This window comes from Pseudomonas sp. MH9.2 (assembly GCF_034353875.1).
Classification (GTDB): domain Bacteria; phylum Pseudomonadota; class Gammaproteobacteria; order Pseudomonadales; family Pseudomonadaceae; genus Aquipseudomonas.
Window position 1 is genome coordinate 1,378,117 of record NZ_CP133784.1, and the last position, 16,515, is coordinate 1,394,631.

The 16,515-nt window shown below is 55.9% G+C and carries 16 protein-coding genes and 1 tRNA gene; 7 read left to right on the forward strand and 10 right to left on the reverse strand.

Translation table 11 applies throughout. The annotated features are described in order from the left end of the window. Positions 1-114 precede the first annotated feature (114 nt). Positions 115-1,407, forward strand: a complete 1,293-nt coding sequence (locus tag RHM55_RS06390) for a putative porin (protein WP_322180328.1) — start codon at positions 115-117, stop codon at positions 1,405-1,407. A gap of 161 nt (positions 1,408-1,568) precedes the next feature. Here the strand turns inward: RHM55_RS06390 and RHM55_RS06395 are convergent, their stop codons facing one another. Next, positions 1,569-3,191 carry a GMC family oxidoreductase gene (locus RHM55_RS06395; protein ID WP_322180330.1) on the reverse strand — a complete coding sequence of 541 codons (1,623 nt, stop codon included), beginning with the start codon at positions 3,189-3,191 and terminating at the stop codon, positions 1,569-1,571. 128 nt (positions 3,192-3,319) lie between these two features. Then, positions 3,320-5,008, reverse strand: a complete 1,689-nt coding sequence (locus RHM55_RS06400) for an NAD-dependent malic enzyme (RefSeq protein WP_322180331.1) — start codon at positions 5,006-5,008, stop codon at positions 3,320-3,322. 503 nt (positions 5,009-5,511) lie between these two features. Between RHM55_RS06400 and RHM55_RS06405 the strand changes: the two genes are divergently transcribed. Both RHM55_RS06405 and RHM55_RS06410 read left to right on the forward strand, forming a co-directional pair. Continuing rightward, positions 5,512-5,793 carry a hypothetical protein gene (locus tag RHM55_RS06405; RefSeq protein WP_219064245.1) on the forward strand — a complete coding sequence of 94 codons (282 nt, stop codon included), beginning with the start codon at positions 5,512-5,514 and terminating at the stop codon, positions 5,791-5,793. A gap of 232 nt (positions 5,794-6,025) precedes the next feature. Continuing rightward, the gene (locus RHM55_RS06410; protein ID WP_322180333.1) at positions 6,026-6,274 is read left to right on the forward strand and encodes a hypothetical protein; all 249 of its coding nucleotides are present in this window, start codon (positions 6,026-6,028) and stop codon (positions 6,272-6,274) included. Between the two features lie 57 nt (positions 6,275-6,331). Here RHM55_RS06410 and RHM55_RS06415 read toward each other — a convergent pair whose 3' ends face one another. After that, positions 6,332-6,577, reverse strand: a complete 246-nt coding sequence (locus RHM55_RS06415) for a hypothetical protein (protein WP_322180335.1) — start codon at positions 6,575-6,577, stop codon at positions 6,332-6,334. A gap of 750 nt (positions 6,578-7,327) precedes the next feature. Here RHM55_RS06415 and RHM55_RS06420 point away from each other — a divergent pair. Continuing rightward, on the forward strand, positions 7,328-8,200 hold the full coding sequence (locus RHM55_RS06420; RefSeq protein ID WP_322180337.1) for an undecaprenyl-diphosphate phosphatase: 873 nt from the start codon (positions 7,328-7,330) through the stop codon (positions 8,198-8,200). Positions 8,201-8,352: 152 nt separating this feature from the next. Here RHM55_RS06420 and RHM55_RS06425 read toward each other — a convergent pair. The 5 genes from RHM55_RS06425 to dapA form a co-directional block, all read right to left on the reverse strand. Beyond that, positions 8,353-8,442: transfer RNA gene (locus RHM55_RS06425), tRNA-Ser, on the reverse strand. A gap of 93 nt (positions 8,443-8,535) precedes the next feature. Then, positions 8,536-9,246 (reverse strand): phosphoribosylaminoimidazolesuccinocarboxamide synthase, encoded by a 711-nt coding sequence (purC, locus tag RHM55_RS06430; protein WP_219064249.1) that lies wholly within the window; start codon positions 9,244-9,246, stop codon positions 8,536-8,538. Positions 9,247-9,295: 49 nt separating this feature from the next. Beyond that, positions 9,296-10,054 (reverse strand): MBL fold metallo-hydrolase, encoded by a 759-nt coding sequence (locus RHM55_RS06435; RefSeq protein ID WP_322180339.1) that lies wholly within the window; start codon positions 10,052-10,054, stop codon positions 9,296-9,298. Continuing rightward, on the reverse strand, positions 10,055-11,170 hold the full coding sequence (bamC, locus tag RHM55_RS06440; protein WP_322180341.1) for an outer membrane protein assembly factor BamC: 1,116 nt from the start codon (positions 11,168-11,170) through the stop codon (positions 10,055-10,057). Positions 11,171-11,187: 17 nt separating this feature from the next. Beyond that, positions 11,188-12,066 (reverse strand): 4-hydroxy-tetrahydrodipicolinate synthase, encoded by an 879-nt coding sequence (gene dapA, locus RHM55_RS06445; protein WP_322180343.1) that lies wholly within the window; start codon positions 12,064-12,066, stop codon positions 11,188-11,190. A gap of 326 nt (positions 12,067-12,392) precedes the next feature. Between dapA and RHM55_RS06450 the strand changes: the two genes are divergently transcribed. Next, on the forward strand, positions 12,393-12,956 hold the full coding sequence (locus RHM55_RS06450) for a glycine cleavage system protein R (protein WP_322180345.1): 564 nt from the start codon (positions 12,393-12,395) through the stop codon (positions 12,954-12,956). A 10-nt stretch (positions 12,957-12,966) separates the two neighbouring features. After that, a complete protein-coding gene (locus tag RHM55_RS06455) occupies positions 12,967-13,440 on the forward strand; it encodes a peroxiredoxin (protein ID WP_322180347.1) in 474 nt (157 codons plus the stop codon). Positions 13,441-13,507: 67 nt separating this feature from the next. Here the strand turns inward: RHM55_RS06455 and RHM55_RS06460 are convergent, their stop codons facing one another. Together RHM55_RS06460 and RHM55_RS06465 are read right to left on the reverse strand one after the other, a co-directional pair. Next, positions 13,508-14,578, reverse strand: a complete 1,071-nt coding sequence (locus tag RHM55_RS06460; RefSeq protein ID WP_322180349.1) for an AI-2E family transporter — start codon at positions 14,576-14,578, stop codon at positions 13,508-13,510. 66 nt (positions 14,579-14,644) lie between these two features. Next, positions 14,645-14,896: a sulfurtransferase TusA family protein gene (locus tag RHM55_RS06465; protein ID WP_322180351.1), complete on the reverse strand. Its 252-nt coding sequence runs from the start codon at positions 14,894-14,896 to the stop codon at positions 14,645-14,647. Positions 14,897-15,049: 153 nt separating this feature from the next. On the opposite strand from RHM55_RS06465, the gene RHM55_RS06470 reads away from it, so the two are divergent. Continuing rightward, positions 15,050-16,483, forward strand: coding sequence for a M48 family metalloprotease (locus RHM55_RS06470; RefSeq protein ID WP_322180353.1), 1,434 nt, complete (start codon positions 15,050-15,052; stop codon positions 16,481-16,483). Positions 16,484-16,515 lie beyond the last annotated feature (32 nt).

Below are 16,515 nucleotides of genomic sequence, written 5' to 3' on the forward strand. Positions count from 1 at the left end.
AATACTGGCGCCAGTTTTTTGAACAAGGGGTTACCGCCCCACATGGCGCGAGCGGAAAGCGCCAGCTTTTCCTGAGGAGACGTATGTCACCTCATCATAAATTTGGAGATCATTATGCGTTTTGTTTCTACACGAATTGCAGCGGGACTTTGTGGTGGCATGGTGTTGGCCATGAGCGTTCCAGCCAGTGCCGCAGTCGATGCAAAACTGCTCGAAATGCTCAAGGCCAATGGTTCCATCTCGCCCGCACAGTATGCTGAGCTGCAAGCCGAGCTGAGTAAAGATCAACAAGCCCAGCAACAGGCTGTCTCCCAACAGGTCAAGAAAGAAGACCTGAGCGCGTTCGAGAAAAAAGTGGCTTGGGCTTCCAAGACCCAGTTCAAGGGCGATGTCCGTGTGCGCCAAGAGACCGTCAAGATCGACGGCGAATCCAACAACGGCGCCGACAAAAACCGCCAACGCATCCGGGCCCGCTTGGGTGCTTACAGTGAAATCAACCCGCAGGTTGACACCGGCATCCGTATTGCCACTGGTGGCGGAGATGATGCTCGCTCCACCAACCAAGACCTGAATGGCTACTTCGACAAGAAACAAATCTGGTTGGACCAGGCCTATATCGACTTCCACCCCAAGGCTGTGGAAAACCTTCACCTGATCGGCGGCAAAATGGTCCAACCATGGGTGAGCATGGGCGATGTCATCTGGGATAGCGACATCAACCCAGAAGGTTTGGCGGCCACTTATAAATACCCGCTTGGCGGCAAAACTGAGCTGTTCGGCAGTGCTGGTTACTACACGCTCAAAGACAACGTCGATGGCGAGGGCGTACAGTTCAGTCACGACCTGCGCCTGTACGCAGGCCAACTCGGTGCACGCTTTGCACCGACCGACAACCTCAAGGTCACCTTGGGCGGTAGCCTCTATACCTATGACAACGGCAGCGACAGTCGCTGCCCGACCACCGGCGCGGTAACCACGCCTTGCGCACTGGCAGTCAACGGCAACTCCACCAGCGACTTCCGACTGTACGAAGGCTTCGGTCAGATCGACATCAGCGGCCTGCCAGTACCGCTCACCCTTTATGGACAATATGTTCTCAACAACGGGACCAGCAGTGACCAGGACACCGCCTGGCTGACAGGCTTCAAGACACGCCTGTATGTCTTCAACCTCGATTACAACTACCGCGATGTTCAGCGCAACGCCGTGGTCGGAGCCTTCACCGACTCCGACTTCGCCAACGGCACCACCGGTTCGCGTGGGCACAAGTTCAAGGTGGGTTACGACATCGACAAGAACTTCGCAGTCGGCGCCACTTACTACATGGCTGACGCAGATTACGCCAGCCGCACCCAGACCGACGCCAAAACCAACACCCTGCAGTTGGATGTGGAAGCTAAGTTCTAAAGCCTGATCTCTCGTTGTGATTGGAACGCTGAAGTCATTCAGCGTTTTCCCTACAGGCTGGCGCTGGCGCGTTGATCCCCTCTCATCCGTCGGTTGCGCCATTCGCGCCAGCCTGCCTTTCAATCTCCCTTTTTGTTCGGCCTGGCGCGGGCGTTGCACCTTTACCCTGCTCTGATCGCGGCCCCATCAGCAAGAATCATCTCGGCAGCCTTCTCGGCGATCATCAGGGTCGGCGAACAGGTATTGCCTGACACAATCGTCGGCATGATCGACGCATCTACCACGCGCAAGCCACTGATACCCCGTACCCGCAGACGCTCATCGACAACAGCATCACTGCCCTGCCCCATCTTGCAGGTGCCGACAGGATGAAAAATCGTCGTGCCAATGCTACTGGCGGCCTGACGCAGTTGTTCTTCGCTTTGCAGATTCGCGCCAGGCAGATACTCCACCGGCTGAAAACTCGCCAATGCGGGCGCAGCGACAATCCGCCGGGTCAGGCGTATCGCATCGGCCGCCACATGGAGGTCGGCTTCATGGCTTAAGTAGTTCGGGCAAATCGAAGGCGGCTCATCCACAAGAGCAGAACGAATTTCGACCGTCCCGCGACTCAGGGGTCGCAGATTGCAGACTGAAGCAGTGAACGCGGCAAAACTGTGCAACGGCTCACCGAAGCGCTCCAGCGATAACGGTTGCACATGATATTCAAGGTTGGCCGAGCGCTGCTCAGGGTCCGAGCGGGCGAAGGCGCCCAATTGGCTTGGCGCCATCGCCAACGGACCGCTGCGATTGATCGCGTAACGCAGGCCCATGTTGATCTTGCCCCAAAGGCTGCCAACCATCTGATTGAGGGTCTTACCGTTACTGATCTGATAGATCAACCGCAGTTGAAGATGGTCCTGCAGATTGCTCCCTACGCCTGGCAGCTCATGACGCACACCGATACCGAGCTTCTCAAGCAAGGGTCTCGGGCCGATGCCGGATCGCTGCAACAACGTCGGCGAACCAATGGCCCCGCAGCACAGAATGATCTCTCGGCGAGCGCGCAAGTGTTGCTCGCACTGCTGAACATGCGCAACAACGGCACTCGCGCGGCCATTTTCGAATTCGATACGTGACGCTTCCACGCCTGTGAGGACTGTCAGATTCTTGCGCTGCGCAATAGGCCGCAAAAATGCCTTGGACGCATTCCAGCGTACGCCGCGCCGCTGATTGACCTGAAAGTAACTGCAACCTTCATTGTCGCCGCCGTTAAAGTCGTCGATAGACTCGATGCCAGTCTGCGCTGCGGCCTGGCGAAAGGCATCAAGAATGCCCCATGACAGCCGTTGCGGCTCCACCCGCCATTCACCCCCCGCGCCATGCATGGCAGAGTCGCCGGCGTAGTGATTTTCTGAGCGTTTGAATAACGGCAATACCTCTTTCCAACCCCAGCCCACATTGCCTTGAGCCGCCCAGTCATCATAGTCATGGGCCTGGCCGCGCATATAGATCATGCCGTTGATGGATGAACTGCCGCCCAGCACTTTGCCCCGGGGGTAGTTGAGCGAACGACCATTAAGCCCGGGCTCGGCTTCAGTTTTGAAGCACCAGTCCGTACGTGGGTTGCCGATGCAGTAGAGATAGCCGACCGGGATATGAATCCAGGGGTAATTGTCCAGCCCGCCGGCTTCGAGCAACAGCACGCGGTGTGCAGGGTTTTGCGAAAGCCGATTGGCCAGCAAGCAGCCCGCAGGTCCGGCGCCCACAATCACATAGTCATACGGCTCACTCGTCGCTTGCATGCAGCCCTCGCTGGTCTTCTTATTGTTTTGTTGTCCGAGGCCATCCTATGCTTTCTTCAAGAAAACGAAAGGCCGCTGCAAGTTGCCTTGCAGCGGCCTTTATCAACGGTTTTTAAGCCGGGTGACGATCAAACCGACTTGCGGCGATAGTCCCGGTAGTTAGGCATCCAGAAGTTGCGCTCGATAGCCGCAAGTAACATGTCTTCTGAGGTTTCCAGCGCCACGCCATCAGCTTGAGCTTGCTTGGCAACTGCCAAGGCAATTTTCCTGCTGACTGCCTGGATATCCTTGATCGGTGGCAGTACTGCATCACCCAGCCCCGTCACCATTGGCGAGCACTCCGCCAAAGCGTTGGACGCGGCCATCAACATCTTATCGGTGATTCTCGAGGCCTTGCTTGCGATGACGCCCAAGCCAATCCCCGGAAAAATGTAAGAGTTGTTGCATTGAGCAATATGGACCGTGCGGCCATTGATCGATACCGGAGCAAACGGGCTGCCGGTGGCGACCAAGGCATTACCATCGGTCCAGCGCAGGATTTCCTCCGGTGTGGCCTCGACTTTGGAGGTTGGGTTGGACATCGGCATCACCAACGGCTTGGCGCAATGCTTGTGCATTTCGCGGATTACCTGCTCGGTAAACAAGCCCCGCTGGCCCGACACACCAATCATGACGGTGGCATTGGCGTGGCTGACAACATCGAGCAATTGCGGGAATGCCTCGTCGCCTGCCCAGCCTGCTACATCCTCGGTTTTCTGTGCCAGGCGCTGTTGAAATTCCAGCAGGCCAGTCATGTTCTCGGTCAGCAAGCCATAACGGTCGACCATGAAAATGCGCTTGCGTGCTTCGCTCTCACTCAGCCCTTGTATCTGCATCGCTGCAATGATGTGTTCGGCAATGCCACAGCCTGCCGAACCGGCACCGACAAACACCACCACCTGCTCTCCAAGGGTCTCGCCTTTGGCTTTACAGGCCGCGAGTAACGTACCCACCGCGACCGAAGCGGTGCCTTGAATGTCATCGTTGAAGCAGCACAATTGGTCCCTGTACTTATTCAGCAATGGCATCGCATTCGATTGGGCAAAGTCTTCGAACTGCAGTAGCACGTCAGGCCAGCGACGCTGCACCGCCTCAATGAACATCGCGACGAACTCTTCGTACTCCTGACCGGTTACCCGCTCATGGCGCCAGCCCATGTACATCGGGTCGTCCAGCAACTCGCGGTTGTTGGTGCCAACGTCGAGCACAATCGGCAACGTGTAGGCCGGGCTGATCCCACCGCACGCGGTGTAGAGCGACAACTTACCAATCGGGATGCCCATACCGCCAATGCCCTGGTCGCCCAGGCCGAGAATTCGCTCACTGTCGGTGACGACGATGATCTTGATCTGATCCTTGGTCGCGCTGCGCAGAATGTCGTCAATACGGTCGCGCTCCGGGTACGAGACAAACAGCCCCCGATGGGTGCGATAGATTTTCGAGAACTCCTGACACGCTTGACCAACCGTCGGTGTGTAGATGATCGGCAGCATTTCATCCAGGTGTGAGTCGAGCAGACGGAAGAACAACGTCTCGTTGTTGTCCTGAATCGAGCGCAGGTAAATGTGCTTGTCGAGGTCGCTGGCGCATTGGTTGTATTGGCTGAAAACCCGAGCCACTTGCTCTTCTATCGTCTCCACGTTCTGCGGCAGCAGCCCGATCAAGTTGAACTCGACCCTCTCCTGCGGCGTGAAAGCACTGCCCTTGTTCAGCAGCGGCATCTCCAGCAGGGAAGGTCCAGCGTAGGAAATATATAAAGGACGCGAGGTTTTGCTCATTTTCAGTGATCGCCTTTTTCTGTTTACTCTGAAATTTCGATACGGAACCAAGACGGACAGCCGGAGCCTGACGGCTCTCTATTCAACCCGCCTCAGCAATCTCAAGGGACGAGATTGCGCTGCCTATCTTACTCGCGGTCGAGCCATTGCAGCAGGGTGATCATCGTACAACTTGATGACAGCGGAGATGGCACCCGCAACGGCAAGGTCGCCGATGCTCGAATCGACTACGGTGGTCCATCAAACAGTAGTCTTTTATACGCAGCACTGTCAGCCAGGCAGCGCGAAAAGTGCGCGCTAGAGCGGCAAAAACCGCCTATCGCAGAGAGGCTAATAACCGTTCAATTTTGTTTAATTCAGTGTAAAAATAGTGACTCATCGGGCGTCGCTTAGGAGCGAGTTGTCGTCTTTTACCAGGAAGATTCAACGGGTGGAATTTTTCGCCCAACGAAGGGTTTAACCCAAGTTAGAACGCCCTTCGAGATTGAAAAAAGGAGCTCAGAATGATTCACGATAAATTCAAGAAAGTCACCGGTGTCAGCTGGGAAGAAGCAGCAACAAGGAGCAACCAACTTTTCTTTGAAGCGGATCAACTTGATAATCATGCGTATTCGCTTCTAAAGAAAGAAACGCTGAATCCAGACGTCTGGAACGAATTTTCAACTGCAAAAAGAAGGGCCGAAAAAAAATACGTCGAAGCTCGCGTAGAGTGGCAACGCATTAAAAGCATTCTCGGTTCTATCAATAAGCCCGCTGGGAAATCTGCCAGGCAATCGGTGCATTAAAGGCATTCAGAGTGGAAAGGTTTAACGGGGCTGCACGCCGCACGTCACCTTTCCGCTAAAGACATTTTCAGGCCGGCACGGGGATGTGTCGGTCTCGCTTGATTATCCAACGCCAACGCCCCCCCCTCTCAGGTCAGGCTGCACGGGTTGCAGGTGTTCTCCACTGTCGCCAGAGCAGGCAACGACATTTTCGACGCAAACAGCCGTCGTCAATCTCAATGGAGAAGCCAGCATGTCCAGCAATCTGCCCAACGACCCCACCCTCGCCCTGCTCAACCGACTCAATCAAAACATCACCGCCCTCGGTTCTGCCGTGAATGAGATCCGCGCATGGATTGATCAGCATGGATCGACAGAGGTGTCGGCTGCCATCATGACGCAGCTCGCCGTGATTGAGGGAAACGCTGGCTTCATCGCCGCCGCCATGGCCGATCTGCAAGCCAGGCGCGAACCGGAAGACGAAATCGACCCGGAAGACTGAAGCTTGTCACGCGATGCCGCATCAGTGCCGACTAAACGTAGTGACGGGTCGACAGACCTAAAGCCGGTCTGCCTGATCAATCATATTGGTCGCCAATTTGATGCCTTGTTTTTTTGCGTCTTCAAAGCTCTTGTAAAGCGCTTTTTCATGAAGATTATGAATATTGTCCTCGGCGTATTTCACAGTAATACGAAGCCCTTTCGGGACTGGATCGCCTGGGTCGCCCCACTCGAAATCAATCATCGCGTCCCTGCCGTTTGGATGGACGTAATTAATCGAGTGCGGCCTGTCTACGAATGCCATTTCGCTCTCCCTGATCGTCGGTGATGTGCTCAACCTTAATCATTAGCCCACAAACTCGAATCACGCCAACCGGCAAGTGACATCCTCTCCGGGCGCAATCGTGCGGCGTTGCCAGGAGGAAGGGAAGGAAGGAGTAAAAGAGATCAATGAGCCCAATGCCCGCGTGCTGGAACAGCAGTTGGCCAAATGCGCAGCAATTTACCCTCGGGTCGGCATTCGGGCCCATTGATCATCACCCAACTCAATGTTGGATTGTTTCCATTTAGATAAATGGAGGTTGCTCGCCCGCCTACCACCCTGTTTCCTACCAGCTAGTTCAAGATGGGGCCGGGCAGGTATATTTTTAACAAAACACGTTTTAAGGGTCTAGTAACCTTTCGTCCTACCTTTATGAACGTAGGTCATATACAGCCTTAGGGCTGTCAGTGGGTGACTGCGCCCGCTCCCGTGCGAGAAAAACTCATTATTTTTTACCGGAGAGTCGCGTAAAATCTCAGCTAGACTCCGCCTGCTGGAGGAAGTCGTCGCCCTCTAAAACGCGCTTTCGCTGGCGCTCCGGGCTAACAATAATCATCTCAGCTGCAGGTAGAGAACCCTTTAAAAAAACCTATCATTCCAGCTCACAGTCACCATAAACGACCGCCGTACATAGCGGCTCAGCTCAGGATCCTTTGTCCACTACCGAGATTTTCCGAGCGTCGCTTGGTGTTTTCCGGAGAGTGGAGAAACCTTACTCTTTAGGAAAAAACTTTGACAAACGTCTGCTCCAGCGGCCTTGATATCGGCTTTGCTTCTCTGGATTACATGCAAATTGGCATCCTGGGCATCATTCAAGGCATCACCGAGTTATTACCCGTTTCATCCACTGCTCACATGCGAATCGTACCGGCCCTTCTCGGCTGGCCGGATCCCGGTTCGGCGTTTTCCGCCGCCATGCAATTGGCCGCACTGGCTGCGGTAGTCAGCTATTTCTGGCGTGACGTACGGGAAGTCGTCACTGGAAGCATCGGTGCCGTGCAACGACGTGACTTCAGCAACCAGTCATTCAAGCTGGCAGTTGCCATTGTGCTTGCGACCATCCCTATTGGCATCGCAGGCCTTGCCTTGTCCTCGACACTCAATGCGTGCGACTCACCATTAAGAGGCTTGATGGTGATTGGTATCTCATGCGTTGTGATGGCCGTTTTGCTGGCTGCGGCCGAACTCAGCTGCCGTCATCGCCGCACAGTGGGAGAGATGCGCCTGCGGGACGCATTAATCGTTGGCATTGCACAGGTTGGCGCGCTGATACCCGGTGTTTCCCGCTCAGGTTCAACACTCACCGCTGCGCTTTTCCTTAATTTCAAACGCGAAGAAGCCGCGCGCTTCTCATTCCTGCTTGGGCTGCCCGCTATCGCGCTGGCCGGGCTGAAAGAGCTGTGGGTGCTGTTTCATGCGCATATTCCGGCCGAAGCGTGGTCTCACCTGATTTTCGGCCTGGTGATCGCCAGCGTGTCGGCATTTTGCGCCATCTGGGGCCTGATGAAGTTTCTGGAAAAATTCTCTACTTGGCCCTTCGTTATTTACCGGGCAGCACTGGGTATCTTCCTGATTGTCGCGGTCAGCACCGGCTTTCTGAGCTAAATAACCTTTAAACGCCAATAGAGCCCAGCCCTGAGCTGCATCTCGAAAACCAGGGCGGGCGTCCAACTAAATGGGGTTACCCCATGAGTTCGACAGAAACGAAAAAGCCCCTGTAATCTTTACGATTACAGGGGCTTTGTCTTATTCAATAATGGCGGAGAGATAGGGATTCGAACCCTAGGTACTGTCGCCAGTACAACGGATTTCGAATCCGTCCCATTCGGCCACTCTGGCATCTCTCCAACGGCGCGCATGATAACAGCTCAGGTGCAGAAGGCGAACCCCCTGCGAGGGAAATTTTCGCGTGCTATCAGGCGCTTGCGTAACTTTTTACGTTAAAGCGGTACGCCGAGGCGTTTTGCGACTTCTTCGTAAGCTTCGATAACGTCACCGAGGCCCTGGCGGAAGCGGTCTTTGTCCATTTTCTTGCGGGTTTCTTTGTCCCACAGACGGCAACCGTCCGGGCTGAATTCATCGCCGAGGACGATCTGGCCGTGGAATACGCCGAATTCGAGTTTGAAGTCGACCAGCAGCAGGCCAGCGTCGTCGAACAGCTTGCTCAGGACTTCATTGACCTTCAGGGACAGCTCTTTCATTCGAACCAGTTGTTCGGCGGTGCCCCAACCGAAAGCCACTACGTGGGATTCGTTGATGAACGGGTCGCCCTTCGCGTCGTCCTTGAGGAACAGTTCGAAGGTGTAAGGGTTGAGCTTGGTACCCTCTTCGATGCCCAGGCGTTTGACCAGGCTACCGGCGGCGTAGTTACGTACGACGCATTCGACCGGGATCATCTCGAGTTTTTTGACCAGGCATTCGTTATCGCCCAGCAGCTTGTCGAATTGGGTTGGGATACCCGCCTCTTCGAGCTTTTGCATGATGAAGGCGTTGAACTTGTTGTTCACCATGCCTTTGCGATCGAGCTGTTCAATACGCTTGCCGTCGAACGCCGAGGTGTCGTTGCGAAACAGCAGGATCAAGCGGTCTGCGTCGTCGGTGGTGTACACCGATTTGGCTTTGCCGCGGTAGAGTTCTTCACGTTTTTCCATGATGGGCTCCGCTTGCTAAAGTAGTTGGGCCAGGCGCCCGTTTGGGACACTAGGCGATATATCGCCAGTCGAGCCCTGAATCTTGATCGGCCACTTGCAGCCAGTCCGGATCGCACCCAAGGGTGTCGACAAAACATTGCCGGGCCAGCTGCGGCAGGTTGTTCTTGCTGCTGAGATGGGCCAGCACCAGGTGCTGTAAATCCTGCCATCCCAATTCGCTCACCAGGTTGGCGGCCTGATGATTGTTCAAATGTCCCAGTTCGCCGCCGACCCGTTCTTTCAAAAAATACGGGTAACGACCTCTGGCCAGCATATCGCGGCAGTGGTTGGCTTCGATCATCAAAGCGTCCAGGCCGTGATAACTCTGTAGCACCGAGGCGCAGTAAGAGCCAAGGTCGGTCAGCAGACCAAATCGACGCTGACCGTTACTGAACACAAACTGCGTCGGCTCAAGTGCGTCGTGGGCAACCGACACCACATTGATGTGCAACGCCCCCAGCTGCAAGCCCTGACCGCCTGACAGAAACCCTGCGGCTTCTACAGGTTTACGCATCCCGCGAAGGGTGCCAGTGCTGAGGTACACCGGTAAATTGTAGCGCCGCGACAGCAAACCCACGCCATGCACATGATCGGCATGTTCGTGGGTCACCAGAATGGCACTCAACTGATGGGGACTAACACCCAGACGAGCCAGACGTCGCTCGGTTTCTCGCAAGGAGAAACCGCAATCCACCAGCACATATGTGTCGTTACTCGCTACCAGCGTGCCGTTCCCTCGGCTGCCGCTGCCTAGAACAGCAAAGCGCACTTAACCGAGGTTATCTTGAATGACACCCAATATGCGGCGCGCTACATCGGCAGGCGCTACGGTACTGATGTTCTTCTCGACAGTAACCTGCACGTTGTCACCCACTTTGCTCAAGCGGACCTGATAACGCTCGGCACGGGCTTCGATTTCTTCCTTCGCCGGTTTGCTACCTAACAGGCGACCAAAGAAACCAGGCTCGTTTTCAGGCTTCTGTGCCTTCTCTGCCAGGTTGATGTAGTAAAGACCCAGACTACGGTTGATGTCTTCCACACGCCACTCGCCATGATCCAGCGCACGGCCGACACTCGACCATGCACGGTCCAGATCGGCACCGAGGTTGAGTACCGGGTTACCGCTGCCGTCTACGCTCAACGCCACGCGGTTCGGCGTATCAAAGTCACGTGCGGCCAGCAGGGAAATAGAGCCACCCTTCGCGGCGCTACGGCTCATGCTGGCAAGCATGTCATCGGTCAGAGCAGAATCGAGGCCCAGATTGGTGGTACGCGCCGGAAAATCTGTATTGGCAGTGCTGCCGGCAGGACGATCAACGCTTACGACGTAGATTTCACTGGTATTGCGCTGCACGCCTGGCTCGATACGAACACGTACACGCGTTTCCGAATCGGTGGACGCACCGCTGGCAGTCAGGCGCTTGGCCATCGTGGCGGAAAGTTCGTCGATACGCTGCCAGGTGGTGTTGAATTCACCCGTCTGCGGACGATCTTCGGCAATGCGGAAACCGTTGTCTTCGAAATACTGATGCGCTACCGGCCAGACTTCGGCAGGCGCACGCTGAGCCAGAATCCAGCGAGAGTCACCGCTTTTTTGCAGGCTGAAATCGCTGGAATCGGCAGCAACAGACAAAGCCTGCGGACGAGGGACTACATATTCGCCCTTGGCAGTGTCGTCAGCCACGTTACGCGGAATCGGCAGCAGTGGGTCCAGACGCTTGGCGGCGGCGAGATCAGGTGGCAATTGCATGGGCGCCGTTTGGGACGCCTCCAGATAATCACTGCCGCGATCACGGAAGTAACCATCTTGACCCCACAGCCAACCGCAACCGCTGGTGCTGGAGATAATCAAGGCAAGTGCAGAAAGTCCGGCCATTCGCTTCATTGCGTAATACTTCCTCATTAAACCAATACGCCGGACTGGCGCAGGGCCTGACGCAGCGGTTCGTGGCAAGGCTCGCTGAGCCAGGTGAGCGGCAGACGAATACCGTCTGGTATCAAGCCCATCTCATGCAGCGCCCATTTCACGGGAATAGGGTTGGACTCAATAAACAGGGTTTTATTGAGCGGCATCAGTTTTTCGTGAATCGCCCGCGCCGTGACTGCATCGCCACGCATGGCCGCCGCACACAGATCACTCATGGCACGCGGAGCCACGTTAGCGGTCACCGAGATATTGCCTTTACCGCCCAACAACATCAGTTCGACCGCCGTGGCGTCATCACCGGAGTACACCAGAAAGTCGCTGCTGACGCGTGCAAGGATGTCTTTGGCGCGCTGCAGATCGCCTGTGGCTTCCTTGATGCCGATGATGTTCGGCACTGTGGACAAGCGCACGGCGGTGTCCGCCAGCATGTCGCACGCCGTACGGCCTGGGACGTTGTAAAGGATCTGCGGGATGTCGACCGCTTCGGCGATGAACTTGAAGTGCTGATACAGCCCTTCTTGCGTCGGTTTATTGTAATAAGGCGTTACCAGCAGGCACGCGTCGGCGCCAGCGTTTTTCGCATTATTGGTCAGCTCGACCGCTTCGCGAGTGGAGTTCGCGCCTGTACCCGCTATGACCGGGATACGCCCTGCAACCTGGGCTACCACGCGACGAATCACTTCGATGTGCTCGCTGACGTCGAGTGTGGCCGACTCACCAGTGGTGCCGACCGCCACAATGGCGTTGGTGCCCTCTTGCAGGTGGAAGTCCACCAGTTTGCTCAGGCTGTCCCAGTCGAGACGACCATTTGCATCCATGGGTGTGACCAGTGCCACCATACTGCCCGCAATCATGCAACCGCTCCTGCCGGAAAAAGAGAGCGGTAATGGTACTGGCGCTATCAGCCTTGTACAAGCGAAGTACCATGCTACGAGCATTCCCCTGAGCGATGCTTTTCGCTACCCTTCTGTCTTTGGTCGGTACTGGTCACCTGCGAAGCGTATTCAATCAGTCGATTTTGCCGCCAGAACCCATGCTCCAGCGTCGTCGCAACCTCCCATGGCTTAGCCATGAGGGCAAGCAGCGTCGGGGCTCGGGTCGAGGTTAGGGGCGAAGAGGCTGTCGAATCGGCCGTGCAAGCCAACGTATGTACTGACCGCTCATCGCTTAGGAATGTTGCATGTCGTCCATCCCCACAGTTCGCGAACAATTCCTTGTCATCAGTGCCCTTGGCGCAAACCCAATGGAGCTGACCAACGTGCTGTGCCGCGCCAGTCATGAAAACCGCTGCTCAGTGGTGAGTTCACGTCTGACTCGTCACGGCGAATGCAGCGCGCTGATTCTTCAGGTTTCAGGCAACTGGGATGCATTGGCTCGCCTGGAAACGACCCTGTCCAGCCTGTCGAAGAAACACGCCTTCACCGTCAGCGTCGTGCGTAGCGCCAGCCTCGAAACCCGTCCTGAGGCCCTGCCTTATGTGGCTTACGTCAGCTCGGTCTATCGCCCGGATATCATTAATGAGCTTTGCCAGTTTTTCATCGACCATAACGTCGAACTGGAAAATCTCATCTGCGATACGTATCAGGCGCCTCAGACAGGCGGCACCATGCTCAATGCGACCTTCACCGTCACATTGCCTGCCGGTATCCAGATCAGCTGGTTGCGTGATCAGTTCCTCGATTTCGCCGATGCATTGAATCTCGATGCGCTGATCGAACCTTGGCGCCCACAAGCTCCCATGTAAGGAAACACTAATGGCCGTCGCCCTAGACCAACCTGTCGCCGACTTTCAGGCGCAGGCCACCAGCGGACAGACCATCAGTCTGGCCGGGCTCAAGGGCCAGCAGGTGGTGATTTATTTTTACCCCAAAGACAGTACGCCGGGCTGCACCACAGAGGGTCAGGGGTTTCGTGATCAGCACGCCGCGTTCGAAGCGGCCAACACCGTGGTGTTCGGCGTCTCACGCGACAGCTTGAAATCTCATGAGAACTTCAAGCTCAAGCAGGCGTTCTCGTTCGAATTGATTTCGGACAAGGACGAAACCCTGTGCAGACTGTTCGATGTGATCAAACTGAAAAAACTCTACGGCAAAGAATACCTTGGTGTAGATCGCAGTACGTTTTTGATCGACAAAGACGGCGTACTACGCCAAGAGTGGCGCGGCGTGAAAGTACCTGGCCATGTAGCTGCGGTGCTTGAACAAGCCCAACGGTTGAATAACAGCTGATTGCCGCAGAAGACATTCGCTGCCAGCACACATTGAAGTAGCTTGCAGCGAAAGCGTCACCGCCCCCTTACAACAGCGGCGACACAGTAGGCTCTTTGCGCGGCCAGGCATCGATCACAGCCTTGAACAGGGTAGCCAGCGGAATCGCAAAGAACACGCCCCAGAAGCCCCACAGCCCGCCAAACAGCAACACGGCGCAGATGATCGCGACCGGGTGCAGGTTGACCGCCTCGGAAAACAGCAGCGGCACCAGCACATTGCCATCAAGCGTCTGGATCACGCCGTAGGCCGTCATCAGGTAAATGAACTGATCACTCCAACCCCATTGGAACAAGGCGATTAACGCGACCGGTACTGTAACCACCACCGCACCGACATAGGGCACCACCACCGACACACCCACCAACATCGCCAACAAGGCCGCATAATTGAGCCCCAGCGCGACGAACGCTATGTACGTGACACCTCCGCAGACGAATATCTCGATCACCTTGCCGCGAATGTAATTGGCGATCTGCCTGTTCATTTCCTGAGCCACTCGGGTAATGAGGGCCCGTTCACGCGGCAGATAACCACGAAACCAGCTTCCGATCATGTTGCGATCTTTGAGGAAGAAGAACACCAGGATCGGCACCAATACCAGGTAGATCATGATGTTGACCAACAAAGGCAGGCTAGAAAGCGAGAATGTCAGCGCCCACTGACCGAACTTGCCGATTTCACCGCGCGCAACCTCGATAGCCTGGAGCACCTGTTCATCCGAGACCAGATGAGGATAACGCTCTGGCAGTAACAGCAGCAGCGATTGCCACTTGGCGAGCATGCCCGGCAACTCATTGAACAGGGTGATCAATTGATGCCAGAGCAACGGCACCAACACCAACAAAAACACCAGCAGCACGCCCATGAACAACGCGAATACCAGCCCGACAGCGAACAGTTCCGGCACGCGCAGACGCACCAGAAAGTTGACCACGCCCTGCATCAGAAATGCCAGCACCATCCCCGCCAACACCGGCGCAAGCATGCCGCCGAGCGTCAGAACGGCCGTGAACGCCACAAATAACAATACCGCCAACACCACAGCCTCCTCATCGGAGAAGTAGCGCTGCATCCAGTCGCGTAGCACTTTGAACATCAAGAATCCTTCAGGCAGTCATCATGGGTAACAATCAATCGCACAACGATTTGACTGCGGGAATCATCAGGCTTTACGTAACCAGTAGCGATAAACCCCGACTTCAACCTCCTCGCGGAGCAAGGTATGGCCTGCAAGCCGGGCAAAAGTTCGGAAATCGCGCTGAGAACCGGCATCAGTCGCGGTGACTTTAAGGATCGCGCCACTGGCCAGGCGATTAAGCTCCAGCTTGGCCTTGAGCAGCGGCAGCGGACAATTCAGCCCACTGGCGTCGAGTTCAGCGTCACAGGCCTCGGGCCGCTCTACAGCGTCAGACATTGTTTCTCTCCAGACAGGCACATCGGATCGCGTTATGGCCGTCAAATAACGACGACGGATGTTTCGTACACAATTGCAAGAATACCCCACTCTGGTCAGCAAGCCATTGAGCCAGCTACAGTAAGGGTTCTTTGATTGCCTAGAGCTCTGTGCATGAAATTTTTGCGCCCTACCTTGTTGACGCTCGCGTGCCTGCTCGCCTCGCCGAGTTTCGCCGACGACCTGCCGTCACTCGGCGACGCCAGCTCTGCCATCGTCTCTCCACAACAAGAACATCAACTGGGCCGCGCATGGCTGAGCCTGCTGCGCGGCCAGGTCCCGCAACTGTCCGACCCACAGCTTAAGGATTTCGTCGAGACAACGGTCTATCGACTCGCCGAAACCAGTCAACTGCAGGATCGACGCCTGGAATTCATCCTGATCAATAGTCGGGAGCTGAACGCATTTGCCGCGCCAGGCGGAATTGTCGGGGTCAACGGCGGATTATTCCTCAATGCCCAGTCCGAAGCCGAGTATGCTGCGGTACTGGCCCACGAACTGGCTCACTTGTCTCAACGGCACTTCGCTCGCGGCATCGAAGCACAACAACACATGCAGGTTCCTGTCCTTGCCGCCATGCTCGCAGGGATTGTTATCGCAGCCGCAGGCGCGGGTGACGCAGGCATCGCAACGATCATGGGCTCGCAGGCGGCAGCAATCCAGGAGCAGCAGCGCTTCTCGCGGCAAAACGAGCAAGAGGCCGACCGCATCGGCATCATCAATCTGCAAAAGGCCGGTTATGACCCTCGCGCGATGCCGAGCATGTTCGAACGACTGATGCGACAGTACCGCTTCGATGCCAAACCGCCCGAATTTCTGCTGACTCACCCGGTCACAGAATCGCGTATTGCCGACACCCGCAACCGTGCCGAACAGGAAAAAACCGGCGGCAAAGAAGACAGCCTTCGCTATCAACTGATGCGAGCGCGCGTTGCGCTTTTCTATGAAGAGACGCCAGGGATCGCTGCAAAACGTTTCCGCGCCCAGCTCGACGAAAATCCAAAATCCGAGGCCGCACGCTACGGCCTGGCGATTGCCCAGATCAAAGCAGGCCAACTCAACGAGGCGCGGGAAAATCTCAAGCCGCTATTGGCTAAAGACCCGAACGACATTACCTACAACCTGGCGCAGATTGATCTGGACGTCACAAATAATCGAATGGCCGACGCCAAACAGCGGGCTGACCGGATGCTGGCGCTGTACCAGGACAATTATCCGCTGAATCAGGTTCACGTTGATTTGCTGCTCAAGCAAAACCACCCTGCCGATGCCGGAAAAGCGCTTGAAGTGTTATTGAAGGCGCGCCCTGCTGACCCTGACATCTGGAACCTCGTTGCAGACACACGCGGCCTGTCCGGCGACATGGTTGGCTCGAGCCAGGCACGCGCAGAATTTTTCGCACTGACTGGCGATTACAAGCAGGCCCTGCAGCAACTGGAGTTCGCCAAGCGTCGCTCGAACAACAACTTCCAGCTAGCGTCGCGCATCGACGCCCGGCAGAAGGAGTTGATCGAACAGGAGCGGATGCTCAAGGAAATGATGAACTAGGTACGATTTTCTGCCCGATTCAAAAAGCCCGA